23 protein-coding genes are annotated in these 25,282 nt (G+C 35.7%); 4 read left to right on the top strand and 19 right to left on the bottom strand.

Features of this window, described 5'->3' with window-relative positions:
* Positions 1-234: 234 nt before the first annotated feature.
* The 6 genes from I580_RS08910 to I580_RS08885 all read right to left on the bottom strand — a co-directional run bounded on the left by I580_RS08910 (position 235) and on the right by I580_RS08885 (position 6,835).
* Positions 235-2,019 (bottom strand): ABC transporter ATP-binding protein, encoded by a 1,785-nt coding sequence (locus I580_RS08910; RefSeq protein WP_010771633.1) that lies wholly within the window; start codon positions 2,017-2,019, stop codon positions 235-237.
* A complete protein-coding gene (locus I580_RS08905) occupies positions 2,019-3,770 on the bottom strand; it encodes an ABC transporter ATP-binding protein (protein ID WP_010771632.1) in 1,752 nt (583 codons plus the stop codon). The genes I580_RS08910 and I580_RS08905 overlap by 1 nt, the downstream gene beginning before the upstream one ends.
* Before the next feature lie 167 nt (positions 3,771-3,937).
* Entirely contained in the window at positions 3,938-4,159 is a 222-nt protein-coding gene (locus tag I580_RS08900) for a YneF family protein (protein WP_010760812.1), read from the bottom strand.
* 342 nt (positions 4,160-4,501) lie between these two features.
* Positions 4,502-5,392, bottom strand: coding sequence for a deoxyribonuclease IV (locus I580_RS08895; protein ID WP_010771631.1), 891 nt, complete (start codon positions 5,390-5,392; stop codon positions 4,502-4,504).
* Between the two features lie 305 nt (positions 5,393-5,697).
* Entirely contained in the window at positions 5,698-6,150 is a 453-nt protein-coding gene (locus I580_RS08890) for a DUF1801 domain-containing protein (protein ID WP_010771630.1), read from the bottom strand.
* A gap of 13 nt (positions 6,151-6,163) precedes the next feature.
* Positions 6,164-6,835, bottom strand: a complete 672-nt coding sequence (locus I580_RS08885; protein WP_010771629.1) for a YdeI/OmpD-associated family protein — start codon at positions 6,833-6,835, stop codon at positions 6,164-6,166.
* 163 nt (positions 6,836-6,998) lie between these two features.
* Between I580_RS08885 and I580_RS08880 the strand changes: the two genes are divergently transcribed.
* Entirely contained in the window at positions 6,999-7,340 is a 342-nt protein-coding gene (locus I580_RS08880) for an iron chaperone (RefSeq protein ID WP_010771628.1), read from the top strand.
* Positions 7,341-7,494: 154 nt separating this feature from the next.
* Complete coding sequence (locus tag I580_RS08875; RefSeq protein WP_071865842.1) at positions 7,495-9,954, top strand: transglycosylase domain-containing protein; 2,460 nt, start codon at positions 7,495-7,497, stop codon at positions 9,952-9,954.
* A gap of 66 nt (positions 9,955-10,020) precedes the next feature.
* On the opposite strand, the gene I580_RS08870 is transcribed toward I580_RS08875, so the two are convergent.
* A complete protein-coding gene (locus I580_RS08870) occupies positions 10,021-10,650 on the bottom strand; it encodes a sugar O-acetyltransferase (protein ID WP_010771626.1) in 630 nt (209 codons plus the stop codon).
* A 193-nt stretch (positions 10,651-10,843) separates the two neighbouring features.
* Entirely contained in the window at positions 10,844-11,845 is a 1,002-nt protein-coding gene (gene ccpA, locus I580_RS08865; RefSeq protein WP_010771625.1) for a catabolite control protein A, read from the bottom strand.
* Positions 11,846-12,059: 214 nt separating this feature from the next.
* Here ccpA and I580_RS08860 point away from each other — a divergent pair, with 214 nt between their 5' ends.
* A complete protein-coding gene (locus I580_RS08860; RefSeq protein WP_010771624.1) occupies positions 12,060-13,160 on the top strand; it encodes an aminopeptidase P family protein in 1,101 nt (366 codons plus the stop codon).
* A 59-nt stretch (positions 13,161-13,219) separates the two neighbouring features.
* Here the strand turns inward: I580_RS08860 and I580_RS08855 are convergent, their stop codons facing one another.
* From I580_RS08855 to hprK, 6 genes are all read right to left on the bottom strand, one after another.
* Positions 13,220-13,810: a YtxH domain-containing protein gene (locus I580_RS08855; RefSeq protein WP_010771623.1), complete on the bottom strand. Its 591-nt coding sequence runs from the start codon at positions 13,808-13,810 to the stop codon at positions 13,220-13,222.
* A 24-nt stretch (positions 13,811-13,834) separates the two neighbouring features.
* A complete protein-coding gene (locus I580_RS08850; protein ID WP_010771622.1) occupies positions 13,835-14,278 on the bottom strand; it encodes a DUF948 domain-containing protein in 444 nt (147 codons plus the stop codon).
* Between the two features lie 219 nt (positions 14,279-14,497).
* Entirely contained in the window at positions 14,498-15,394 is an 897-nt protein-coding gene (gene galU, locus I580_RS08845; protein WP_010771621.1) for a UTP--glucose-1-phosphate uridylyltransferase GalU, read from the bottom strand.
* Positions 15,395-15,415: 21 nt separating this feature from the next.
* A complete protein-coding gene (locus tag I580_RS08840; protein WP_010771620.1) occupies positions 15,416-16,432 on the bottom strand; it encodes an NAD(P)H-dependent glycerol-3-phosphate dehydrogenase in 1,017 nt (338 codons plus the stop codon).
* 165 nt (positions 16,433-16,597) lie between these two features.
* Complete coding sequence (lgt, locus tag I580_RS08835; protein WP_010771619.1) at positions 16,598-17,428, bottom strand: prolipoprotein diacylglyceryl transferase; 831 nt, start codon at positions 17,426-17,428, stop codon at positions 16,598-16,600.
* 492 nt (positions 17,429-17,920) lie between these two features.
* The gene (gene hprK, locus I580_RS08830) at positions 17,921-18,859 is read right to left on the bottom strand and encodes an HPr(Ser) kinase/phosphatase (RefSeq protein ID WP_010771618.1); all 939 of its coding nucleotides are present in this window, start codon (positions 18,857-18,859) and stop codon (positions 17,921-17,923) included.
* A 202-nt stretch (positions 18,860-19,061) separates the two neighbouring features.
* Here hprK and I580_RS08825 point away from each other — a divergent pair, with 202 nt between their 5' ends.
* Positions 19,062-20,030, top strand: a complete 969-nt coding sequence (locus I580_RS08825) for a GIY-YIG nuclease family protein (RefSeq protein WP_010771617.1) — start codon at positions 19,062-19,064, stop codon at positions 20,028-20,030.
* A 47-nt stretch (positions 20,031-20,077) separates the two neighbouring features.
* On the opposite strand, the gene I580_RS08820 is transcribed toward I580_RS08825, so the two are convergent.
* From I580_RS08820 to deoB, 5 genes are all read right to left on the bottom strand, one after another.
* The gene (locus tag I580_RS08820) at positions 20,078-20,437 is read right to left on the bottom strand and encodes a phage holin family protein (RefSeq protein ID WP_010771616.1); all 360 of its coding nucleotides are present in this window, start codon (positions 20,435-20,437) and stop codon (positions 20,078-20,080) included.
* Positions 20,437-20,754, bottom strand: a complete 318-nt coding sequence (locus I580_RS08815) for a PspC domain-containing protein (RefSeq protein ID WP_010771615.1) — start codon at positions 20,752-20,754, stop codon at positions 20,437-20,439. The genes I580_RS08820 and I580_RS08815 overlap by 1 nt, the downstream gene beginning before the upstream one ends.
* Positions 20,755-20,903: 149 nt before the next feature.
* On the bottom strand, positions 20,904-22,502 hold the full coding sequence (liaX, locus tag I580_RS08810; protein ID WP_010771614.1) for a daptomycin-sensing surface protein LiaX: 1,599 nt from the start codon (positions 22,500-22,502) through the stop codon (positions 20,904-20,906).
* A gap of 255 nt (positions 22,503-22,757) precedes the next feature.
* Positions 22,758-24,056 (bottom strand): pyrimidine-nucleoside phosphorylase, encoded by a 1,299-nt coding sequence (locus I580_RS08805; RefSeq protein WP_010771613.1) that lies wholly within the window; start codon positions 24,054-24,056, stop codon positions 22,758-22,760.
* 21 nt (positions 24,057-24,077) lie between these two features.
* Positions 24,078-25,259 carry a phosphopentomutase gene (deoB, locus tag I580_RS08800; protein ID WP_010771612.1) on the bottom strand — a complete coding sequence of 394 codons (1,182 nt, stop codon included), beginning with the start codon at positions 25,257-25,259 and terminating at the stop codon, positions 24,078-24,080.
* Positions 25,260-25,282: the final 23 nt, after the last annotated feature.

The following is a 25,282-nucleotide window of genomic DNA, read 5'->3' as shown; positions in this document are numbered from 1 at the left end:
TGTAATTTTATAAGAACTATTCAACCGATAAAGTTCATAAATCGTAAAAAATAAGAAATATATGAGCGAAAAAATAATATACGTTATTTTTTTCTAACTAAATTAGAAAAAAAGAGTAAAATTTTTATAAATTGTTTATATTAAATTTTATATAAACTCGAATATAAACTTTATCAAGCAAGAAAAAAAGAGTTAAAACGAATACTTAAAGTTCGTTTTAACTCTTTTTTTCTTTTAACCTTCACTATTTTGTAACTTATACATATCTGCGTACAGACCATTTTTGGTCAATAAATGCTCATGATTGCCACGTTCTACAATTCGTCCTTTATCCAATACTAAAATTAAATCGGCATCACGAATCGTAGACAATCTATGAGCGATTGCTATTGTCGTCCTCCCCTGACGCATGTTGGCTAAACCTTCTTGAATCATTCCTTCTGTTTCAGTATCAATATTCGCAGTTGCTTCATCCAATACCAAAATTTTAGGATCCGTTACGATCGTGCGGGCGAATGAAATCAGCTGACGCTGTCCACTTGAATAACTTGCACCTCTTTCGATCACTTTGGCATGATACTTTTTAGGTAATGTTTCGATAAATTTATCTGCCTGTACAAATTCAGCGGCTGTTTTGATCTGCTCATCAGTAATCTCTGGATTTAACATTCGAATATTCCCTGCGATATCACCATAAAACATAAAAGCATCTTGTAAAACCAAGCCTAATTTTTTTCTTAACTCTGGTAATGGATAATCACGAATATCTCGATCATCTATCAAAATTTCCCCTTCATAAAACTCATAAAAACGCATCAAAACATTAATAATCGAGCTTTTACCACTACCAGTATGACCGATCAATGCAACGGTTTCACCAGGATTTGCAATAAAGCTAATATTCTTCAAGACTTTATTCTTTCCATCATAAGAGAAACTAACATTACGAAATTCAATTTTCCCACGAATAACTTCTGCATTTGCGCCAACATTTTGCTGTGGCGTCAATTCTTCATTATCAAAGATTTTTAAAATTCTGCTACCAGCAACCATTCCATCCGTAAAAACACTTAGGAAGTCCATCATTTGTGTCATAGGATTAAAGAATGCTTGTACATACGTCACAAAAGCATAAATCAACCCGACTTCTACAGGAGAATGCAACGCATCGTAGCCAAATAAAGTCAACGTTAAACCAATTGCAAGCGTGTAGAGGAAGTTAATGATTGGGCCTAACAACAATGAATTCGTTCTAATCATTGAAAAGCGCGTCCGTAAATAATCGTTATTGGTTTCCTCAAACTCTTTTTCCAAACGATGCTCTTGTCTAAATTGCTGAATAATTTGCATCCCAGAAATGTATTCATTCAATTTTGTATTCAGTTGACTTAATTTTTCCCGCATACTTCTATAAATTCTAGAACTGAATTTTTGATAATACCAAATTACGATCAATAGAATCGGCAGAAAAATCAAGTTGTATAACGCAATTTTCCCACTGATTTGAAACATCGCAATAAAGGAAGAAGTCACAGCAAAAATCCCCGTCAATACCATTAAAAAGACATACCAAAATTCAAATAACGTTTCAGTATCGTTGGTTACTCTGGAAACAATTGAACCTGCTGGTGTTTGATCAAAATAACGCATCCCTAAAGTTTGTAGTTTTTCAAATAATTTTACACGAATATACTGATAGGTTTTTAGTGAAGCTGTTGAATATAAAAACCATTGGAAAAACCAGACAATACTTTTAACAATCACCCCAAAAAGATACAAACCCGCAAAAAAGAGAATCACTTCATTCGTTGCTGTTTTTGGTGTCAGGTAGTCATCCATAAATGTTTGGATGATCCTTGGCAAAACGATGTTGATAATCGCGAGAACCAAGGCAAATAAAATTGCTGTTAAAAACGTCCCCCGAAATGGACGAGCAAATTTTAACAATCGTTTCACAATTGAAATTTGTTCTTTTACGGGAACCGATTTCGTCCATTCTGATTCATATTTTTCTTCCATTATGCTTCACTCCCTTCAATTTTCGCTTCTAATTGTTGTTTATCCCACATACGCTTGTACCAACCAGCTAATCTTAATAGCTCTTGGTGAGTACCACGCTCAACAATCTTTCCTTCATCTAAAACAATGATTTCTTTTGCATGCATCACACTGCTTAGTCGATGTGCTGCAATGATCGTTGTTTTTTCTTTTCTTGCTTCTTTTAAATTAGAAAGAATGGCTTCTTCTGTTTTCGCATCGACGGCTGACAAAGCATCATCCAAAATCAACAATTCAGGATCAACAATTAACGCTCTTGCAATCGAGATTCGTTGCTTTTGCCCACCAGATAATGAAACGCCACGTTCTCCAACCAAGGTATCATATCCTTTAGGAAATGCTTTGATTTCATTATTGATAAAGGCCATTTCAGCAGCTTGTTCCACTTCTTCCCCAGTAAAATCAGGATTAGCAAAACGAATATTATCCCGTACTGTCATTGAGAACAGAAAATGATCTTGAGGAACATACCCGATTGAATGCATCACGGCATCTAATGAATAATCTTTGATATCATGACCGCCAAATGTTACACAACCTTGGTAATGATCATATTCACGCATCAATAGTTTTAAAATCGTTGTTTTCCCAGCACCCGTTTTACCAACAATTCCTAATGTTTCACCAACACCAACAGTAAATTTGATTTGTTCTAAGGTCGTATGATCATCTTTTGGATAGGTGAACTGAGCAATTTCCATTGATAACTGACCTTTAGCAGGTGTTTGGATCGCATCTTTTTTCTCAATGATATGCGTTTTTTCATGTAACAGCTCATTCACACGATCATAACTTGCATTACCTCGCTCTAATACATTAAACAAACGACCAATGGCAAACATCGGCCAAACAAGCATCCCAATATAACTTATAAATGAAATCAACTGACCGATCGTGATCGTGCCTTCCATGATAAAACGTCCGCCCATAATGATTGTCAGAACATAAGAAATTCCAATAATCAACGTAATAAACGGATCAAATAAGGCATCTAAAAAGTTTACTCGCTTATTCTTAACAATCGCATCATCGATTTTTTCAGTAAAATCTTGGATGTCTTCTTTTTCCTGACCAAATGTTTTGATCACTTTCATGCCAGTAATACTCTCTTGTGTTTTATCATTGATCGTTGAAAACGCCGCTTGAGAATCACGGAAAGCATCATGCAACTTCGATCCTAAAACTCTTGACGTCACAGCTAACAACGGTAACGGAATCAAGGCAATCAACGTCAAACGCCAATCAACAAATAAAATCATCGCGACAATCGTCGCACCACCTGTGATCAATGAATCTGCAAAGGTTAGAATCCCCGCTCCAGCAACATTTTGAATTGCATTCAAATCATTAGTTGCATGCGCCATTAAATCGCCTGTTCGATACTTCTGATAAAAAACACTATCCATTCTAGTAAAATGATGAAATAGTTGTCGTCTTAAATCCTTCTCCAGTCTCGCCGCACTTCCCCAAATATAGATTCGCCAAATATAACGAAAAATATATTGTGCTACAGCTGCCGCTAATAAAATACCGATCCAAAATAAAATAGGTTTGATTGTCAGATTTTTATCTGCAATTTTATCCACAACGATGCCGATGACTTTAGGTGGTACTAACTGAACAAGTGCAACCATCACTAATGAAAAGACCCCAATAACATAACTTTTTTTCTCTTGTTTGAAAAACCACCCTAATTTTTTAAATATAGACATGTACCATTCTCCTTTTCTAAATTGACTACTTTGCGCTCACATCTTTCGTTTGTTGTTTTCCCATTTCAATACAACTCCTTTCATTTATTAAAAATAAGTGCAAAAAAAACGAGCTGAAAAAATCAGCCCGTTTGTGCTCTTGAATTCTGAATAGCAATGAAAAAACCTTATTTGTCTCCTTGGTTCTTCATTTGCTGCATCATTTGACGAATCTTCTTTTCAGAAGGTTTTTGTCCCATAGACATCATCATCATTCGTAACATTTCCTCATTAACGGGAGGATTCTTTTTAAAATAGTCTTGCATATATTTGCGCGCAAGGAAAAATCCGCCTGCTGCACCTGCTAATAAAGCGATAATTGCGATTAACACTACTAAACCTGTTGACATATAAATCTCTCCTTCCTACTAGAAAAGTTGAATAAGAACTTCTGCTGGTTAAAAGTTGCAGTCACTATTCCTATTAAACTTAAAGTTCTAATTTTTTTGTTGGGACTAATTATCCCTGATTTACTAAATTGCTCTCAAGAAATCATTTTACTAGAAATAGAGCAAAAAGAAAAGGTCTTTTGTCATATTCCTCACAAGAAATTTACGAAAGACTATTTTCTTCTTATTTTCCAGTCAACTCTATATAAGCCTGCTATACTTTTCTACTGAAATACAGGGAATAAAGTGAGTCGATATTGAAAAGTACAAGTCATAGTAAAATCAAACCTTATACCCTATATGTTACTGCCCTTCTATTTTTTCCAATAAATCTGGATCAAATTTTTGTGCTTTCAGCATAGCAATTTCATAACCATAAGGTGCTTTGCTTGTTTTTTTATCGGCACCCACATAAGGTGTTTCTAAAATTTTTGGTAATTCTTTCAATTTTTCATGGTGAACAACTTTATTTAGTGCATCAAATCCAATTGTTCCAAACCCGATATTTGCATGGCGATCTTTATGAGAACCCATCGGATTTTTAGAATCATTGACATGAATTACTTTCAAACGATCTAATCCAATGATTTTGTCGAATTCGTCTAAAACACCATCAAAATCATCTTTCACGTTATAGCCAGCATCATTGATATGACAAGTATCCATCGTAACAGATAATTTTTCATTCAACTTAACCCCTTCAATAATCGTTGCCAACTCTTCAAACGTCCGCCCTAACTCAGTTCCTTTGCCTGCCATTGTTTCAAGTGCAATCTGCGGTACTTGTTCTTTCCATAAGACTTCATCAAGCCCTTTGATGATCTGTTTCAAACCAGCATCCACCCCTGCTCCGACATGGGCACCTGGGTGAAGGGTGATTTGTGTTGCACCTAATGCATGGGCCCGTTCAATTTCCTGACGTAAAAATGACGTTGCAAAACCAAAATTCTCTAATTTGATTGTATTACCTAAATTAATAATATAAGGCGCATGAACAACGATATTACTTAAATCATGCTCAGCCATAAATTGTTGACCTGCTTCAATATTCATCTCTTCAATTGGTTTACGGCGTGTATTTTGCGGCGCACCAGTATAGATCATAAAAGTCGTTGAACCATAACTCGCAGCCTCTTCCGCTGACCCTAATAACATTTTTTTACCACTCATACTAACATGTGAACCTAATAACATAATGATCCTCCTAATTTTAAAAGCGTAGCAGGCTCGTTTAACTCTGACTGGAAAATAGGAAATTAGGACTGTGGCGCTTTTTGTCACATTCCTAATTTATCTTTTTCCCGAAGAGTTAGCCTGCGTAGCTAGATAACATACAGTAACAGCATTCCGCTCCGAATGAAAATAAGAGAATCTTTTCTCCAAAGAGCTATCCTATTTTCAGTTAAAATTCTATAAACTGCGCTATTTCCTATCCTTTAAAAGAGTACGTGAAACAATCAGAAAAAACAATCTTTTTGCCTCTTCTATTAAAACACAATCTACTTCTTATTTTTCTCTGTAAAACGAGTATAACTAGCAACCCATTCTTCCATTGAAATTTTACTGACTAATTCCCCAATCAACTCATAAGGAATATTTTTTGGATTACTGAAACGAATACAACTTTTGCCCATATTCAGTTTTGTTGGAACCACTTTTTGGTATTCTTCCTGAAACCAAGCCAATAATTCTTTATCTCCCATAATCCCCATATGATACAACGATAGATGCTTTTTTTGAGAAGCTAAGCTGATAAACGGCAACGGCTCATCTTTCCTACCCAAATATCCTTCTGGGAACACGCTAAGAGGGACAGCATAGGTCGGCATCCCATATTGCAACCGTAAGACAAATCCTTCAGGTATATTTTTTGCGATAACTGTCGCCAATCGTTGATAGGAATCTTGCCATTTTTCATCGATATTCTCTACATATTTTTGTATCTTATCCATAGTATGTCCTCCATTATTTTGCTAAATATTGACGATATAACTCCTTTGATTTAAAACCTTTTGTCAGAATATCGATCATTTCATTTTTTCGTTTCTCTTGCGTCACTTCTTGTTTCGCACTATAAACATATCTGGCCCAATCTTTTTTATAGCCAGGCGTTAATTGATCAAACAATGCTTTTGCTTCTTTGTGCTGTTCAATAAACGCTTCTACTTCTGGTATAAACTGGATATAGTCATCTACACGAGCGCTACTACTAGCTTTAGTTTTGGCTTTTCGTTCGATATTTTTCATACCAGTTACTGTAAAAGTCTCATCTAAACTTACCATTCGATTAAATTTTAACGTACTATTCCCTATATAGCCATCACTATCATCCACTTGAAGTGCGGGAAAAATTTCATCGCGATGAACAAATGTTGAATACTTTTTATTACCTTTTTTAGGATAGGCAACAAAGAGCACCCCATTTTTATTAAGTAATTGCTTTTTGATCACCTCTGAAACAACTTGTTTAAATTCCTCCATCGTCTCTACAAAAATAAAGAGTAAATCTACCGGTTCTATAGGGAGTTGGGTTTTCGAATCTGCTATTTCCGATAAATATTCTTTCGTTGGTCGATTCACAACTGCTTTAGTTGAATAACTCATTAAGTTTAATTTTTCAACAATTGATTTTGCCATTATTTTCAGCCTTCCATCCTGTTCTACGATGCACTGATAGTGTACCATAAAACGGTTACTTCTTTCACACTCTATGTTTTTTCTGAATTAAAATAACTCTTACATACTTTATACCATGGTATACTATACCTATTATCCAATCAGAAAGTAGGGAACGATTATTATGACACTTATTGAAGACTATATCTCAACTATTCCAGAAGATCGCCAAGCAAAATTACAACAACTTTATACAACAATCAAACTACTTGTCCCGCAAGCCACAGAAAAAATGTCTTATGGAATGCCCACCTTCTATTTAAATGGTAATTTAGTTCATTTTGCTAATGCTAAAAATCATATTGGTTTTTATCCTACCCCAAGTGCTATTGAAACTTTTAAACATGAACTGAAGGATTTTAAAACTAGCAAAGGCGCTATTCAATTCCCTCTAGATCGTGAATTACCAATTGACTTGATCAAAAAAATCGTATTATTTAGAGCAGAAGAAAATACAGAAAAATGATGAAATCACTATTCATACACCCGTGATTTTATACAGATAAACTAAAACGCAAACTAACTTTTTCCACTCATTTTTATTAAGTTTTTTTGATTAAAGACTTATAAATACCTGAACAACTGTTCATTATAGAGTTTTTTTGCTATAATATCACGGAATGTATCATTATATTGAGGTGAAGCTTTTGGACAATCAGAATAATTCCCGTAGCACAGAGCAACATTCTAATAAAGTACCAGAAAAGAAAAAAATTTTTTTAATTATAAATGTCACGATTCGTGTGCTGCAATCCTTATTTGTATTTGCAGTTGTTCTCCTACTTTTAGGCGGAGCTTTAGGTATGGGAATCGGTATGGGGTATTTTGCTTTTCTAGTTGAAGACACCCAACCGCCCACAAAAGAAGAACTTCAGACAGAAATCAGTGACATTACTGAAGTTTCTAAAATGACATATGCAGATGGCACAAACATAGCTATGATCAAATCTGATCTTGTTAGGACAAGAGTCGATGGAGAACATATCTCTCCACTATTAAAAAAAGCAATCATTTCCACTGAGGACGAATATTTTGAGGAACACAAAGGAGTTGTTCCAAAAGCTGTGATTCGGGCCCTCGTTTCCGAGGCAACAGGTATGGGTGGTTCATCTGGTGGTTCAACATTGACACAACAATTAGTTAAACAACAGATATTAACAGATGAAACAACTTTCAAACGAAAAGCAAACGAGATTTTACTGGCTTATCGTATCGAAAAGTATTTTTCAAAAGATGAGATCGTTACTACCTACCTGAATGTTTCCCCTTTTGGTCGAAACAATAAAGGGGAGAACATTGCAGGCGTAGAAGAAGCGGCAAAAGGGCTTTTTGGTAAAAGTGCAAATGATTTAACACTACCTCAAGCCGCTTTTATTGCAGGTCTACCACAAAGCCCTATCATTTACACACCTTATAGCAACACAGGGGCACTAAAAGCTGATGAAAACCTAGCATATGGCATGAAACGAAAAGACTTTGTGTTGTTCAGTATGTATCGTGAAAAGGCGATTACAAAAGAAGAATATGAAGCCGCTAAAAGCTATGACTTGAAGCAAGATTTCCAACCACAGCAAGAGTCCAATCAAAATACTGAGGGCTACTTATATAATGCTGTTTTAGAACAAGCAACGAATGTCGTGATGGATATCAATATAGAAAAAGCTGGGATAAAAAAAGAAACACTGGATGGCATTGGTCTTTCTCAATACAAAGATCAAGCCCGAAATGAAATTCAAAATCGTGGTTATACGATTCAATCTACAATCGATCAAACCGTTTACGATACCATGCAAAATGCTGTTGCAAACTTTGGTTATATGCTAGATGATGGTTATGGCGCTGGATTTGTTGAGACTGGGAATGTGTTGATGGACAACAAAACAGGTAAAATCATCGGCTTTGTAGCAGGGCGTGACTTTAACGTTAGTCAAAGTAATCATGCACTAGATACAGTCCGCCAAGTTGGTTCTACGATTAAACCGATTTCTGTCTATGGACCAGCTATCGACCAAGGTATGATTGGTTCAGAAAGTCGTTTAGCTAATTATCCGACTTCTTATAAAGGTGGCGGAGAGTTGACCAATGCGACTAACTCTGGAACCAATACATTTGATACTGTCCGTCATTCATTAGAGTGGTCATATAACATTCCTGTCTACCACCTAAATGAAGCAATGAAAGCGCAAATGGGTGACGACAATTTCTCTTACAATAATTATCTAAGCAAAATGAATTACCCCGCTAGCGATGCTTGGGCTTATCAATCAGCTCCTTTAGGTTCTGTTGAAGCAACTGTGCTTACTCAAACAAATGGCTTCCAAACATTAGCAAACAAAGGACAATATCAAAAAGGTTATATGATCGAAAAAATTACAGACAATAGCGGCAAAGTGATTTACGAACATAAAAATACACCAGTTCAAGTCTATTCTGAGGCCACAGCATCAATCATGAATGACATGATGCGCTCTGTATTAGATTCTAAAATAACAACGCCCTTTAAAAACATGTCTATAGGACTTAATCCTGCTTTTGCAAATGTTGACTGGATTGGTAAAACAGGAACTACAGATGCTTATAAAGATGCTTGGTTAGTTGTTTCAACACCAACGATCACACTAGGCTCTTGGACAGGTTATGATATCCCTACAGCAATGAGCCCAAATAGTGGTGATCAAAATAGCGCCTATCTAGCGAACTTAGCAAACGCAATCTATTCAGTCAGACCTGATTTATTCGGTGTTGGCGAAAAATTCACACTCTCAAAAGACGTAATCAAGTCAAATGTATCAAGTTTTACAGGAGAAAAACCAGGCACCTTCACTTATAACGGTGGAACCTATACCGCTCCTGGTCCAAATGTTGAATCCTTCTATGCAAAAGATGGTGCCCCAAAAAGCCAATACAAATTTGGTTATGGCGGATCAGATGCAAACTATAGTGCGTATTGGGGACGCTATGCAACAACAACACCTCCATCTTCAAACGCAGGTTCGACAACGACACCTTCTTCTGAGAAGAAAGAAGATAAGAAAAAAGAAAATTCAACCCCTTCTTCAAGTGAAAAAAATAATAACTAATATCTTCAAGTTGCATTTAAAGCCTCCAACAAAACCTATTACCGTTTTGTTGGAGGCTTTTCTAATTTAATTAGTACTATTTAAACGATATACCTCTTCTAAATCTTCTGCTAAAAAAGGTTGATCTTTATAATAAAATGCACGATCTCTTTGATTGATTTCACGAATTACTCTACAAGGGTTTCCCACAGCAACCGAATTTTTCGGAATATCTTTTGTCACAACACTACCAGCACCAATAACACTATTTTCGCCAATCGTTACACCTGGGCAAACCGTCGCACTCGCTCCAATCCAACAATTATCCTCAATCGTTACTGGATTACCATACATCAAGCGTCTGTATTCAGGATGTACAGGGTGCCCTACAGTGGCGATTGTTACACTTGGACCAAAAGCCACTTTATCCCCAATCCTAATCTTAGCATCATCAATAAAACTACACCCCATATTTATGTAACATTCTTCTCCAAGTTCAATATTGCTACCATAACAAAAATAAAATGGTGGTTCGATCCACGCATTTATTCTTATTCCAAAAATTTCATCTAAAAGCTGAAATCTTCGTTCTACTTCATCAGGAGAGGTTTGATTAAAAGCCATCATTCTTTTTTTTGCCCGCAATCGCTCTTCTGGCAAGCCTTCACAATTGTCTAAAAATAATTTCCCCGCAATGATTCTTTCTCTCATATTCATTAAAACTACTCCTTTCTTATTTCATTTATATAAGATGATAGCATCAGAATTTCCCCTTATCTTTTTACCTTCTAAACATCCGTTTTTTTCAAAAAAAAACACTCCCTTAATCTAAGTATACTAGCTTTAAGCTCTAGTTTCTACTTTATAGGGAGTGTGGCTGGTAAACGGTAATGCTTACAGCTATACTATTTTATTTAGTTGAACCTTTTTGTTCCATGCCATATGGCAAGATAACTGTTTTATCTTCAATTTCTTCTTTATTCATTAATTTTGTCAACAAACGCATTGCTACAGCACCAATATCATATAAAGGTTGTGTCACACTTGAAAGACGTGGACGAGCAACTTCTGTTAATAACGAGTTGTTGCTTGTTATGATCTCAAATTCTTCTGGTACTTTCACGCCAGCATCGATCATTCCATCCAACAAACCAATTGCTAGTTCATCATCTGTAACATAAGCAGCTGTTGCTCCACTGTTACGAATCCGTTCAGCTAATGAGATACCTGCTTTAAACTTATACTCAGATTCAAAAATCAACCCTTCATTATAACTTAAACCATTCTCAGCTAACGCTTCTTTGTAGCCTTTAATACGATTTTGGCCATTGATTGGGTCGATCAAGGCACCACTAACAAAAGCAATTTTTTTATTGCCGTTTTTAGCCAGTATACTTGTCGCATCTTTTGTCGCTTCAGTATAATCAATATTTACACTACCAACTTGCTCATCAGGATCGATTGAACCAGCTAAAACAACAGGTGTTTTAGATCGAGAAAACTCGCCTCGGATCTCATCTGTAATATGATGACCCATAAAAATGATCCCATCAACTTGTTTTGCTAAAAGATTGTTTAGCACATTCACTTCTTTTTGATCATTACTATCAGAGTTTGCTAAAATAATGTTGTATTTATACATTGTGGCAACATCATCAATACCTCGAGCTAAAGAAGCAAAAAAGATATTACTAACATCAGGGATAATAACTCCTACTGTTGTCGTTTTTTTGCTTGCTAGACCACGAGCTACAGCATTAGGACGATAATCCAAGCGGTCGATTACTTCTAATACTTTTTTCCGTGTAGCAGGCTTTACATTGGGATTACCATTAACTACACGAGACACAGTCGCCATGGATACATTTGCTTCACGAGCAACATCATAAATCGTAATTGTTTGTTTTTCCATGTTTATTCTCCTAAATATTTATAGTTGTTCTCATTTTCTGAAAACGCTGTTTACATTTCTCACTAAGGATAGCAGAATTATTTTGTTTTTGCAACCGTTTTATCCTATTTTCATGAAAATTTACTCGATATTTCAAAAAGCGCTTTATACTATTTCGTGGTATGATAAAGATACGTTTTACAGTAAATAGCGTTTAAAAGAAAGAAGGATATCTATGAATCAAGAAAAAATCAATGAATTAAAAAAATGGATGGCTAGCGAAAATATCGAATTGACTTATATTAGTGATCCTGGACATATTGCCTATTTTTCTGGCTACAAAAGTGATCCCCATGAACGTGTATTAGCCTTATTTGTCTCATTAAAGGATGATCCTTTTTTATTCACACCAGCTTTGGAAGTTGAAGATGCAGAAAAAAGCTCATGGATCTACCCTGTACACGGCTATCTTGATAGTGAAAATCCTTGGGAAAAAATTGCCCAATTAATTAAAAAAATGGGAACTCCAAACAAAATAGCTACTGAAAAAGAAGCTTTAACTGTTGCTCGTTTCGATATTTTAAACAACTATTTTCCTACTAGTGATTTTTCAGCCAGCGTTACACCAGTTATTGAAAAGTTACAATTATTAAAAACACCATCGGAAATAGCTAAACTAATGGAAGCAGGAAATTGGGCGGATGTTGCTTTTGAGATCGGGTTTAAAGCAATCAAAGAAGGTGCTAAAGAACAAGAAATTTTAGCAGAAATCGAATACCAACTAAAACGTCAAGGTATTCGTTCAATGAGCTTTGATACACTCGTTCTAACTGGAAAAAATGCTGCTAGCCCTCATGGTAATCCTGGAGGTACAACCGTTGCTAAACAAGATTTAGTTTTATTTGATCTTGGTGTTGTCTATAACGGTTACTGCAGTGATGCTACGCGAACAGTTGCTTATAAAGAACCAACTGATTTCCAAAAAGAAATCTATTCAATCGTTTTAGAAGCGCAGTTAAAAGCGATGGATGCGGTAAAACCAGGTGTTACTGCTGGAGAATTAGATGAAGTTGCACGTGGTGTTATCAGTGGATACGGGTACGGAGAATATTTCAATCATCGTTTAGGTCATGGTATTGGAACAACTGTGCACGAATACCCTTCACTTGTGACAGGAAATGATTTAGTGATTGAAGAAGGCATGTGTTTTTCAATTGAGCCTGGAATTTATATTCCAGACAAAGTCGGAGTACGGATCGAAGATTGTCTTCATGTAACTAAAACAGGTTGTGAAGCTTTTACAAAAACAGCAAAAGACTTAATTATTATCGACTAATAAAAAACCAAAGAGGCCGAATAAACGCTTTTTTTCTCGGCCTCTTTGGTTTTTAGTCTTTATTTGTCTTCAACAGCTTCTACTGTTTCTTTAATAGCTTTCTTTGTATCTTGTTTGGCTTCTTCTGCTTTTTCTGGCACATCTTTTGTGACTTCTTTTGCTTCTGAAACACCTTCTGAAACAGTTTCCTTAGCTTTTTTCGCTGATTCTTTAACGTCGATAAAAATATCATCTGAAGCATCTTCTACGATATCGCCTAACTCATCAACTTGATCGTTTACATCCTGAGCTGTCTTTTTGAAGCGATCAGACAAATCACTTGTTTGCTTTTTAAATGATTCTAAAACGGTATCAGAGACACCTTGTGCTTTATCTAAGGAATCCTTCGTTTTACCTTTCACATTACCGGCTAAATCTCCAGCTTGTTCGCCTAATACATTCGCTTTATCTTTTGCTATTTCTGATAATTCTGAGCCTTTTTGCATAGCATAATCAGTATAATCGGTTGCCTTATCTTTGAAATCATCCGCTTGATTTGCTAAATCTTCACGTAGTTCTTTACCCGATTTTGGTGCTAACAAAAGCGCTGCCACCGCTGCTGCCGTTCCACCAATGATTGCACCTAAAAAAAATCCGCCTTTTTTCGCCATGTTTTATTCCTCCATTATCGTTTATTATTTGACTGTTTCACTTGTTTTTGATGTTTTTTTAGGACGAAATGCTCTAAATGCTGCTCCTCCTACTTTTCCTACCACACCTGCTTTGGCTGTCGATTTACCAACAGATCCGACTTTTCCAAGTAAGTTCCGACTTGAATAATTCAATTCAGAAACACTCTCACTTAAATCCGCTACGGCAGCAAATAGTGGATCGATCGTTGCTACTTTTTTATTCACATCATCAAGCAGCTCATTACTTTTTACTAAAAGCCCCTCCACTTGTCTAGATAAAATATCTACATCTTTTGTTACAACTTCAATCGTTTTGTTGGCTTCATCAACCGTGGTAGTAACTCTTTCTACTGTTTTACCGATTTTTATCAATACTAAAACAATAAATACTACTAATACAGCAAATGCCACTGCAGCAATAATCGCTGCAACCTCTCCACCTGTCATATTCTTGCTCCTTCCATCAAATATTCCATGTTCTTAGAATAACACCAACTGCTTTTTTTAACAAATTATTCAGTTGGCTCAGCTCTCTTAATTATAACAATTTACACGCTAAGTCTCTATACAGTATTACAAAAAATCTGAGTGTAATTTATAGAAAAAAGACAGAACATATCACTCTTGTTCTGTCTTCAAATGAAAAGATCATATGAATCGTTTACGTTATTTCTTTTTAGGTGTGTCCTCTTTAGCTAGTTCAGCACCTAATTCAATAATATACTCACGTAAGTTATCTTTCACTTCTGGATGAACTAACCCATATTCAATACTAGTTTTCATAAAACCAAATTTATCCCCTACATCATAACGTTTGCCAGTAAATTCTCTAGCAAATACTCGTTGTGTTTTATTCAAGGTGTCGATAGCATCCGTTAATTGAATTTCACCGCCAGCACCTGGCTCTTGCGACTCTAACACATGGAAAATTTCTGGTGTCAGCAAGTAACGACCGATAATTGCTAAATCACTAGGTGCTTCTTCTGGTTTTGGTTTTTCAACAAAATTATTTACATTATACAAACCTTTAGAAACTTCAGTTTCTGGATTAATGATGCCATATTTTGATGTTTCTTCATGCGGAACCTTCATAACAGCAATCGTTGAAGCATGTGTTTCATCATAATCATTCATTAATTGTTTTGATAATGGGATTTTATCTTCCATAATATCATCACCAAGCATGACAACAAATGGTTCATTCCCAACAAATGCTTTTGCTTGTAAAACAGCATGTCCTAATCCCTTTGGATGAGATTGACGGATAAAGTGAAGATTGACATCCGTTGTTTCTTCGACTAATTTTAGTAAATCAGTTTTATGTTTCTCACGAAGATTACTTTCTAATTCGAAGTTTGCATCAAAATGATCTTCAATCGGACGTTTTGCTTTACCTGTAACAATCAAAATATCTTCAATCCCTGATGCAAGCGCTTCTTCAACGATAAATTGAATCGTTGGTTTATCTACAATCGGCAACATTTCTTTTGCCATCGCTTTCGTTGCCGGTAAAAACCTTGTTCCCAGACCAGCTGCTGGGATTACCGCTTTTTTTACTTTCATGCCCTTCGGCCTCCTTAATTATTATACAGAAAATTCATTTTCCATTTTACCATCGCGTAACATAATTTCTTTTGCTGCTTGTTTTACGTCTTGACCTTCATAAAGTACTTTATAAATTGCTTCTGTAATCGGCATATCAACATTTAATTGTTGTGATAATTCATAGGCCGCTTTGGTTGTAGAAACTCCTTCAACGATCATTCCCATATTTTCAAGAACTTCGTCTAAGCTATGACCTTTTCCAAGAAGATTTCCAGCTCGCCAGTTCCGAGAGTGAACACTCGTACAGGTAACGATTAAATCACCAACTCCGCTAAGACCAATAAATGTCAGTGGATTGGCGCCCATTGCTACACCTAAACGGCTGATTTCTGCTAAACCACGTGTCATGATTGCTGCTTTTGCATCATCACCAAAGCCTAAACCATGAATCGCACCCGCGCCTAAAGCAATAATATTTTTTAGCGCAGCTCCAGTTTCTACACCAATTACATCATCATTTGTATAGATTCTAAAATAGTCATTCATAAATAATCGTTGAACATAGATCGCAGCTTCTAAATCCTCGCTTGCAGCTGTGATCGTTGTAATATCATGAACAGCCACCTCTTCTGCATGACTTGGACCAGATAAAACAACCACACCACGCCTTTTTTCTGAGGGAATCTCTTCCAGCAAAACTTCTGATATCCGTTTATGACTCCCTTGCTCTAAACCTTTACTAGCATGAATAATTAATGGTTGATTTTTACATTTCTCTGTAAATTCTTGTGCAACTGTTCGAATCGCTTTTGTGGGAACAACAAACAAAACTGCATCTGCATCCACAATACACTCCTCTAACGACATCTTTCCTTGAATTGTTTCTGGAATAACTAGGTCTGGAAGATAATGGTGATTCGTATGTTGAGTATTGATTTCATCAATTTGTGCCTTATTATGCCCCCAAATGCGAACCTCATGGCCATTTTCTGCTAAAACTTGAGCCAATGCAGTTCCCCACGAACCAGGACCTAAAACAGCAACTTTTTGTTTCACTGGTGAAAAACTCCTTTCAAAATAAGAACAGCTGAACGAATCAAATAACACGTAATTTACTTGACATCTGAATCCTTCTAACTTTACATTCCTCTAAAAAACAAACTAGGCGATTAATAGTATATCCAACTAATATTTTAACATAGCTGAACTAGAATAGGCACTTTAATCCGCTTTTTTTACAGTTCCTTTTTCACGATCGTAAAATTTTACTGAACTATTTCTACGTCGAATAATCAAAATGATAATTGCTCCGAAAAATAAAACTAAAGAAAATAGTTGAGAAACCCGAATACTTCCAAAAGCATACAAACTATCTGTCCGCATCCCTTCAATAAAGAAGCGACCAAAAGAATACCAAATAACATAGCTTAAAACAACTTCTCCTTCTTTTAAGAAATTTTTCTTTCTCCTCAAAAGAAGCAATACAATAAATCCTAATACATTCCAAATAGATTCATACAAAAAAGTAGGCTGATGATAAGTTCCATCAATGTTCATATTATCGATAATAAATTTTGGTAAATGTAACCCTTCTAAAAATCCTCTTGTAGTCGCTGGTCCGTATGCCTCATGGTTCATAAAATTTCCCCAACGTCCAATTGCTTGAGCTAAGATCACACTAGGTGCCGCAATATCTAAAAAGGTCCAAGTTGAAATAAAACGATGCCTTGTGAAGAAAAATAATGCAAGTCCTCCACCGATCAGTCCACCATAAATCGCTAAACCACCATTTCTAGTCAAAATAATTTCAATCGGATTATCTACATAATCCTGCCATTGAAAAATCACATAATACAAACGTGCGCCTATAATAGCACTTGGCAATCCCCACAACATAAAATCAATCACGTCATCTTCTTTTAAGCCGACGCGAACCGCTTCTCGACTACTTAGCCAAACCGCTAGTACGATTCCTGACACTATAATAACTGCATACCAGTAAACAGCTATCCCAAAAAGATTAAACGCTACTGGATTTACTTGACCTAACATTTGGCTTCCTCCTATTCTAAAAGCTGAAAGAGCTCGTTCAGCCTTGATAGGAAAATAGGAAAAAATAACTGTGGCGCTTTTTTGCCTCTTTTATTTTTTATCTTTTTCCCGAAAGGCTAGCTCTTGAAGCTAGATAACACTAAAAGCGGAACGGGCTCGTTCAGCTCTGACTGAAAAATAGGAAAAATTGACTGTGACGCTTTTTGTCGCATTCCATTTTTATCTTTTTTCCGAAGAGCTAGCCCGTGCAGCTAGATAACACTAAAAGCGGAACGGGCTCGTTCAGCTCTGACTGAAAAATAGGAAAAATTGACTGTGACGTTTTTTGTCGCATTCCATTTTTATCTTTTTTCCGAAGAGCTAGCCCGTGCAGCTAGATAACACTAAAAGCGGAACGGGCTCGTTCAGCTCTGACCGAAAAATAGGAAATGTTAACTGTAGCGTTTGTTTCATCATTCAACATTTATTTTTCCAGAGGAACTTGCCCTACTACTATTCTACACCAGAATTTTCTTCAATCAATCTTGTTAAACGTTCTTCAAATGATTTCGTTGCATCGTAGCCCATTGTTTTCGCCCGGAAGTTCATGGCTGCAACTTCAATGATAATCGCCACATTTCGTCCAGTTTTTACTGGAATCCTAATCTGCGGAACATCTACATTAGCAATTTCAACCATTGCATCATCTGAACCTAAACGATCATATTTTTTATCTTTTTCCCAAGCTTCTAAATAAACAACAAGTTGAACTTGCATAAAGCCACGAACTGCGCTTGCACCAAATAAATTCATTACATCAATGATTCCAATACCTCGAATTTCGATCAAATGCTGTAATATTTTGGGTGGTTCGCCAACAACTGTTAACTCATCTTGTTGATAAACATCTACGCGATCGTCTGCGATCAATCGATGTCCACGTTTGATTAATTCTAATGCTGTCTCACTTTTCCCGATTCCACTGTCTCCTTGAATCAAAACACCTAGACCATAAACATCAACCAAAACACCATGAACGCTAGTTCTGGCAGCTAAACGACTATCTAAATAACTTGATAACTCTCCTAGCAACCTTGAAGTCGAAATGGGTGAACGTAAAACGGCCAACCCTTTCTCTTTCGCTGCCTGTACCATTTCTTCTGGTGCTTCTAGTCCTCTAGAAATGATAAATGCTGGTGTATCTTTTTCGCATAAACGACGCATGACCATCAGTCGTTCTTCAGGTATCATTCGCTCCGAAAAAGTGATTTCCTTACTCCCAAATAACTGTAAACGATTATGAGGATAATAATTAAAATATCCAGTTAATTCCAGTCCAGGTCGTGAGATGTCCCCAGTTGTGATCTCTCTATTTAAACTTTCTTCATCGCCATATACGACTTCTAAAGAAAGCTTTTCTACCAGTTGATGAATTTTTACAACTTCTTCCATATGTTCATCCATTCCTTTCGACTTCTCTACTCGTTCCATTTTATCATTTCAGGTGGGAAGTTTCTAGCTATTAAGAAGAATGGCTAAGTTTTAATGATAAATTGATTCTTAAGTTATTTTTAAACGAATGTTTGACTATCTTAAATTACTTTGTATACTTAATTTGTATCTAGTCAAAAACAACTTATTGGATGTGTTTCTAATGGAAATCAATTTAAAAGAACAAGCTAGAAATCTGCCTTTGAGCCCCGGTGTTTATCTAATGAAGGATAAAAATGAACGAATTATCTATATAGGCAAAGCAAAGAAATTACGCAATCGTGTCAGTAGCTACTTTGTTAAAAGCAAGCAGCATTCCAGTAAAACACTACAATTAATGCATCAGTTAGCAGATTTTGATATTATCGAAGTAGCAACGGAGCTTGATGCGTTGTTACTGGAATGCCGTCTGATACAAGAATATCGTCCATTTTATAATCGTCAAATGAATTCTTTTGAAAAATATAAATATCTTGAAATCAATACAGATAATGAACACCTCTCAATCAATATATTGTCTATCCCGACAAATAAAAACTGCTTTGGTCCTTTTTCAATCAATAGAAAACTCTCTGAATTGAAACAAATTTTAGAAAACCTATATGAATTAAACTCAAATAATTACTGGCAGCAATCCTTTTCCGACTATTCTATCGATCCATTAGATCAAACTATCGCTGTCACAGAATTATTAGGAGCATTTACTCAAAACAACCAACTACCGCAAAAACGTTTAGAAGAAAAAATGCTGTTAGCAGCAGAAAATCATTCCTTTGAAAAAGCACTAAAATTACGCGAAGATTGGCAGTTTCTTACTCGCTTTTTCAATCAAAATAAAAAACTGATGCTTGCAAGTCAGACTACTTGGCAACTCTTATCTATGCCAATTGGTACAAAAGTAAAATACTATTTACTCTATCAAGGACTCGTTATTCATGAACGAATACTAACCAAGCAAACATTTACCAAGTACAGCCCCTATGAATTAGCTAAAAAAAAACTGCCCTTAAAAAAACCAAAAAGTATTCAGCAATTTTCAAAAGAACAAGTTGATTTTATCAATATTCTATACAACTATATCAATCATCATAAAGAATGTCAGTTAGTCGACATTGCAGATCCATTTGAATAAATAAAAGAAAAGGATAAAACCCAACACATTTGTTTGGGTCTTATCCTTTATTCTTTGTACTTATCCAAATTTCGTTCACTAACAACCATATTGACCAAAGACATAATCACAGCCATTAGGATTGCTGCTCCAAAGCTAGAAAAACCAAAATTCATTTCCCCAACAAAAGAAGAAGTCATCTTTAAAATCGCAGCATTCACAATAAAACTAAATAGACCAAATGTAAGTAAAGTAAATGGAAGGGATAAAATCGTCAACACTGGTTTCACCAACATATTTAAGATAGATAAAACAAATGCTGCGATGATCGCCATCCAGATACTTCTTACAAAAATCATATTTGGAAAAATCACTGAGAGTGAAACAAATGTCAACGTATTAACAATCAAACGTTGAAAGTAAGTCATTAGAAGTCACTCCAGTCATCGTCATTCACTTTTTCAGCTTGTTTTCTTTGTTTTTGTTCATTAGCATACGGGTTTGCGTTACGGGTATTTCTATTGTATGGGTTTTGATGACCATAACTATTATTTCTGTCTCTACCAGAAGGAATCAATACAGCTAACACAATATATAATAAAATGGGGCTGCCAATAAAGATAAAGCTAGCTACCACATAAATCACACGTACAATCGTTGGATCAATGCCTAACCATTCCGCTATTCCTGCTAGAGTTCCTGTTAATACCACGTTATTAGGAGATTTCGTCAATCGTCTTCTCATTTCTTTCACCTCTCATCTCTTAGATTTTACAATAGAATGGTTGAAGAATCATCTTTTTTTTACTTATTTCTATCTCAATAGTTAAGAATAATACTCTCAACTATCAAGATAGAAATCAACACTTGTTCAAGTAATCAAGTTCTACGCATTTATTTATCTGTGTCTTTTAAATAAATGTTTCCTGTTGTTGTAGAAGCATTGATTTGAGCCATATCTTCATCATTCAATCGTCTAAATTGTAGTAATTGGTTTGTTCTTTCTTTTTTCTCACGAATCACTTCGTAATCACTCAAACGACTATTGATACTGCCTAAACTAGTTTTTACCGTTCCTTCGACACCAAGTTCCGTTGGTAATGCGATTTTTACATTGCCGTTAACAGAACTTGCTTCAACTTTACGTAATGTTTTTTCTTTCGCTGTAATACGAACATCTCCATTGATCAATGAAACACCAATCGTTTGAGGTGTTGCTGCAATTGTTACGGTACCATTGACGGTTTCGATGATATTGTCTAAGATTTCACCATCTAAGACTTTGATATCACCATTCACCCCTTCAATTTCAAGCATTGTTGCATCGATTTTATTGAATGTGATTGAACCATTTGTTGATTTAGTGTACACATCTTTTGCCTTTAATGATTCAATTGATACATTTCCGTTTAACAGCTTGATTGATACGTGATCGAATGTACGCTCAGGCAAGTAGAAAATCAAGTCTGCACGAACGCGTTTATTTGGGATTTGGAATGAAATTACTTCATCGTCCACATCGATTTGACTTCTTTCTAAGAAAGCTTCAAGCGGTGTTTCAGCATCCATTTTACCATAAAGTTTGATTTTCCCTTCTACTTTAACATCTGGTTGATCCCACGTTTTGAATACGATATTTCCGTTTGCTACTTTAACATCGATCAAACTTGCAAGGGGCGCTGGATAATTAAATTCATGATCAAATTTTGTTGTCGCAACTCCTGGAACTCTGAAGCTTACATCTTTCCATTCCATATTGTCATTCATTGTTTCTGAAAATGAGTTAAATGTTTTCTTTAGGAATGAGCCTAATTGTGAACCAGCTTCACTCATTTTTTCTCCAACTTGGTTTATCGTGTCTGTTGCTTGATCTTTCCAGTCATCAGGAATATCAAATTTTGATGCAACTCGATCTTTTGTTTCTGACCATTGTTCTTTACGAATATTTTTTAATTCTGCTTCTAGAGCGATTTTTTCTTGAATTTGTTCATCTAAAGCGTCTTCTAATGATTTGATTTCAGCTTCTAATGACGCTCTTACTTCTAAATCCTCACTCGTTAATTCGCTTAACTCTTCTTTTGTGTTTAATTCCATCAATTTTTCTTGAGCTTCTTTAATTTCTTCTTTCACACCAGCGATCTCAGCATTGATTTCATCTAATTCTACTGAGGTACGATTTGCTTCTGTTGCTAAATCATCTAAAATTTTTTCTAGACGTTCATGATCTTGTGCTTCTTTTGCTTTAACATCTTCTTCAGAAATCTCAGGCTCTACTTTCTCTTCTGTTTGATTTTCTAACTTATTTAATAAATCTACGACTTTGTCATTTTCTTTTGTGTCAACCGTTGGATTTGTTACGTTTACTTGGTCGGCAGCTTTTTTGATTTGTTTTTCATCTTTTTCTGTCGCCATGTTTTCTAATAAGACTAAAGCTTCCTCTGAAGATAGGATACCTTTTTTAACTAAGTCTAATACTCTTTCTCTTTCTTTCATGGAAATTGCCTCCTTAGCAAATTTTTCACCCGAGGGTGTTTTCCTTATGTACCTATTATGCCTTCTTTTTAATTGTTTGTCATAGGACTTAAGAATGAATTTTGACCTGTACTTCCGTAGGGTATCAAAAATCATTGCATAAAAGCAAAAAAGAAGAAGATCACTCACTTTGAGTATATCCTCTTCCTTTAAATTTGCTACACTAAACAATCTATCATTCAGAAAGCTTCTATAATAGTAAATAACCGATTATTTTTAAGAAATTTGTTTATAAATCAATTTAGGTGCTTTTCCTGTATCACCAATTTGAATATTGTCTTTGATCATTGCTTCTACTTCTGCAACATCTTTTTTATTTGTATGGATCGTTACAAGAGAATCACCAACTTTAACGTTGTCGCCGATTTTTTTGTTTAAAACCAAACCTACTGCTAAATCAATTTCATCTTCTTTAGTTGCTCGACCTGCACCTAATTTCATAGCGGCTACACCAATAGCATCAGCAACGATTTCAGATACAATTCCCTCTTTATCTGCAGTTACTTCAACTGTATATTGTGCTGCAGGTAATAGTTCTGGATTTTTGACCCACTCTGGATTACCACCTTGGTTTTTAACAAATACAGCGAATTTTTCTAGAGCAGATCCATCTTCGATTACGCCTAACAACATTTTACGTGCTTCATCTAAAGAATCTGTTTTTCCTGCAAGAACAACCATTTGACTCCCTAAAGTTAGGACTAATTCAGTTAAATCTTCTGGTCCATTTCCTTTTAGCGTATCGATTGCTTCTTTAATTTCTAAAGAATTCCCAATTGCAGCACCTAAAGGTTGAGACATATCAGAAATGATTGCCATTGTTTTTCTGCCCACAAGATTTCCGATACGAACCATTGCTTCAGCTAATTTTTCAGCATCTTCTTCTGTCTTCATAAATGCTCCAGCACCCGTTTTTACATCTAAAACAATCGCATCTGCACCAGCCGCAATTTTCTTACTCATAATAGATCCAGCAATCAAAGGAATAGAGCTTACTGTTCCAGTTACATCACGTAGTGCGTAGATTTTTTTATCAGCTGGTGTTAGATTACCCGATTGTCCAATAACAGCAATTTTATCTTGATTAACAATATTTATAAATTCTTCATCGCTGATTTCGATATGGAATCCGTCAAATGATTCTAATTTGTCTAATGTTCCACCAGTATGACCTAAGCCACGACCTGACATTTTTGCAAAAGGAATATCTAATGCTGCGATGAGTGGAGCTAAAACTAATGTTGTTGTATCACCAACACCACCAGTAGAATGTTTATCTACTTTTACGCCTTCAATTCCTGATAAATCGATCACATCCCCTGAGTCAACCATCGCTAATGTCAAATCGGCACGCTCTTCATCTGTCATATCTTGGAAATAAATAGCCATTAATAGCGCACTTGCTTGATAATCAGGAATTGTTCCAGCAGTGTAGCCATCAATAAAAAATTTAATTTCTTCTTTTGTTAATTCAAATCCATTTCGTTTTTTTTCAATAATATCGACCATTCTCATTTTTTTCACCATTCCTTTTTTTTATTTTAAATCTCCTAAGAAGCTAGTCCCATATTCTGGCATACGTACGTTGAAATTGTCCGCAACAGTTGCACCTATATCAGAAAATGTTTTTCTCACATTTAATTCATGACCACGCTTGAAACGCTTAGAATACACTAATAATGGTACAAACTCCCTAGTATGATCTGTTCCTTTATACGTCGGATCATTCCCATGATCCGCTGTAATAATCAATAAATCGTCCTCTTTTAATCTAGCAAAAACCTCTGGCAAACGTTGATCAAATTCTTGTAATGCTTGTCCGTACCCTAATGGATCTCTCCGATGCCCAAATACTGCATCAAAGTCAACTAAGTTTAAAAAACTCATGCCATGGAATTCTCTATCTAGTAGTTCGATAAATTTATCCATACCATCCATATTCGAAACTGTACGAATACTTTCAGTGACCCCTTCACCATCAAAAATATCAGATATTTTTCCTAGAGCAATTGAAGCCAGTCCACTCTCTTTTAGTGTATCCATCACAGTTTTGTCAAAAGGTTTCAAGGCATAATCATGGCGATTAGCTGTACGCGTAAATGTTTCTTTTGATGAGCCAACAAACGGTCTAGCAATAATACGGCCTAGCATATAGGGCTCATCTCTCGTAATTTCCCGCGCATATTCACAAATACGGTATAACTCTTCTAAAGGAATGATTTCTTCATTCGCTGCAATTTGTAAAACAGAATCTGCAGACGTATAGACAATCAATGCACCTGTTTTAAGTTGTTCTTCACCTAACTCATCAAGAATTTCAGTTCCGCTTGCAGCTTTATTGCCAATAATTTCTCTTCCAGAAAAGGCTTTGATTTTTTCTAATAACTCATCTGGAAATCCATCTGGGAAAACCCTAAACGGTTTATCGATATATAACCCCATAATTTCCCAGTGACCAGTCATTGTATCTTTACCAGCAGAGGTTTCTTGCATTTTTGTATGATAGCCGATAGGCACTTCTACTTTTTCTACACCAGCAATTTTTTTAATGTTAGATAAACCCAGTGCTTGCATATTGGGAAGGTTTAGCCCATTCATTTCTCTAGCAATATGACCTAGTGTATCTACATCGAAATCATCAAAATCTTTTGCATCAGGTGCCTCGCCAATTCCTACTGAATCCATTACAACAACATGTATTCTTTTAAATTCGTTCATTCCTTTTCACCTCACCAGTTAAA

It is taken from the genome of Enterococcus caccae ATCC BAA-1240, from assembly GCF_000407145.1.
Lineage (GTDB): Bacteria > Bacillota > Bacilli > Lactobacillales > Enterococcaceae > Enterococcus_L > Enterococcus_L caccae.
This window is presented reverse-complemented; position numbering and strand designations above follow the sequence as displayed.

Excerpts from the sequence above, each read along its gene's own strand:
- I580_RS08885 (WP_010771629.1), bottom strand. The coding sequence starts at position 6,835 with ATGGCAAAATCAATTGTTGAAAAATTAAACTTAATGAGTTATTCAACT.
- I580_RS08825 (WP_010771617.1), top strand. The coding sequence starts at position 19,062 with ATGGAAATCAATTTAAAAGAACAAGCTAGAAATCTGCCTTTGAGCCCC.
- I580_RS08855 (WP_010771623.1), bottom strand. The coding sequence starts at position 13,810 with ATGGCGAAAAAAGGCGGATTTTTTTTAGGTGCAATCATTGGTGGAACG.
- I580_RS08850 (WP_010771622.1), bottom strand. The coding sequence starts at position 14,278 with ATGACAGGTGGAGAGGTTGCAGCGATTATTGCTGCAGTGGCATTTGCT.
- I580_RS08890 (WP_010771630.1), bottom strand. The coding sequence starts at position 6,150 with ATGGATAAGATACAAAAATATGTAGAGAATATCGATGAAAAATGGCAA.
- I580_RS08905 (WP_010771632.1), bottom strand. The coding sequence starts at position 3,770 with ATGTCTATATTTAAAAAATTAGGGTGGTTTTTCAAACAAGAGAAAAAA.
- galU (WP_010771621.1), bottom strand. The coding sequence starts at position 15,394 with ATGAAAGTAAAAAAAGCGGTAATCCCAGCAGCTGGTCTGGGAACAAGG.
- liaX (WP_010771614.1), bottom strand. The coding sequence starts at position 22,502 with ATGAAAGAAAGAGAAAGAGTATTAGACTTAGTTAAAAAAGGTATCCTA.
- I580_RS08895 (WP_010771631.1), bottom strand. The coding sequence starts at position 5,392 with ATGTTATTAGGTTCACATGTTAGTATGAGTGGTAAAAAAATGTTATTA.
- I580_RS08815 (WP_010771615.1), bottom strand. The coding sequence starts at position 20,754 with ATGAGAAGACGATTGACGAAATCTCCTAATAACGTGGTATTAACAGGA.
- I580_RS08860 (WP_010771624.1), top strand. The coding sequence starts at position 12,060 with ATGAATCAAGAAAAAATCAATGAATTAAAAAAATGGATGGCTAGCGAA.
- I580_RS08900 (WP_010760812.1), bottom strand. The coding sequence starts at position 4,159 with ATGTCAACAGGTTTAGTAGTGTTAATCGCAATTATCGCTTTATTAGCA.
- deoB (WP_010771612.1), bottom strand. The coding sequence starts at position 25,259 with ATGAACGAATTTAAAAGAATACATGTTGTTGTAATGGATTCAGTAGGA.
- I580_RS08910 (WP_010771633.1), bottom strand. The coding sequence starts at position 2,019 with ATGGAAGAAAAATATGAATCAGAATGGACGAAATCGGTTCCCGTAAAA.
- I580_RS08870 (WP_010771626.1), bottom strand. The coding sequence starts at position 10,650 with ATGAATATGAGAGAAAGAATCATTGCGGGGAAATTATTTTTAGACAAT.
- I580_RS08875 (WP_071865842.1), top strand. The coding sequence starts at position 7,495 with ATGTATCATTATATTGAGGTGAAGCTTTTGGACAATCAGAATAATTCC.
- ccpA (WP_010771625.1), bottom strand. The coding sequence starts at position 11,845 with ATGGAAAAACAAACAATTACGATTTATGATGTTGCTCGTGAAGCAAAT.
- I580_RS08880 (WP_010771628.1), top strand. The coding sequence starts at position 6,999 with ATGACACTTATTGAAGACTATATCTCAACTATTCCAGAAGATCGCCAA.
- hprK (WP_010771618.1), bottom strand. The coding sequence starts at position 18,859 with ATGGAAGAAGTTGTAAAAATTCATCAACTGGTAGAAAAGCTTTCTTTA.
- lgt (WP_010771619.1), bottom strand. The coding sequence starts at position 17,428 with ATGTTAGGTCAAGTAAATCCAGTAGCGTTTAATCTTTTTGGGATAGCT.
- I580_RS08820 (WP_010771616.1), bottom strand. The coding sequence starts at position 20,437 with ATGACTTACTTTCAACGTTTGATTGTTAATACGTTGACATTTGTTTCA.
- I580_RS08805 (WP_010771613.1), bottom strand. The coding sequence starts at position 24,056 with ATGAGAATGGTCGATATTATTGAAAAAAAACGAAATGGATTTGAATTA.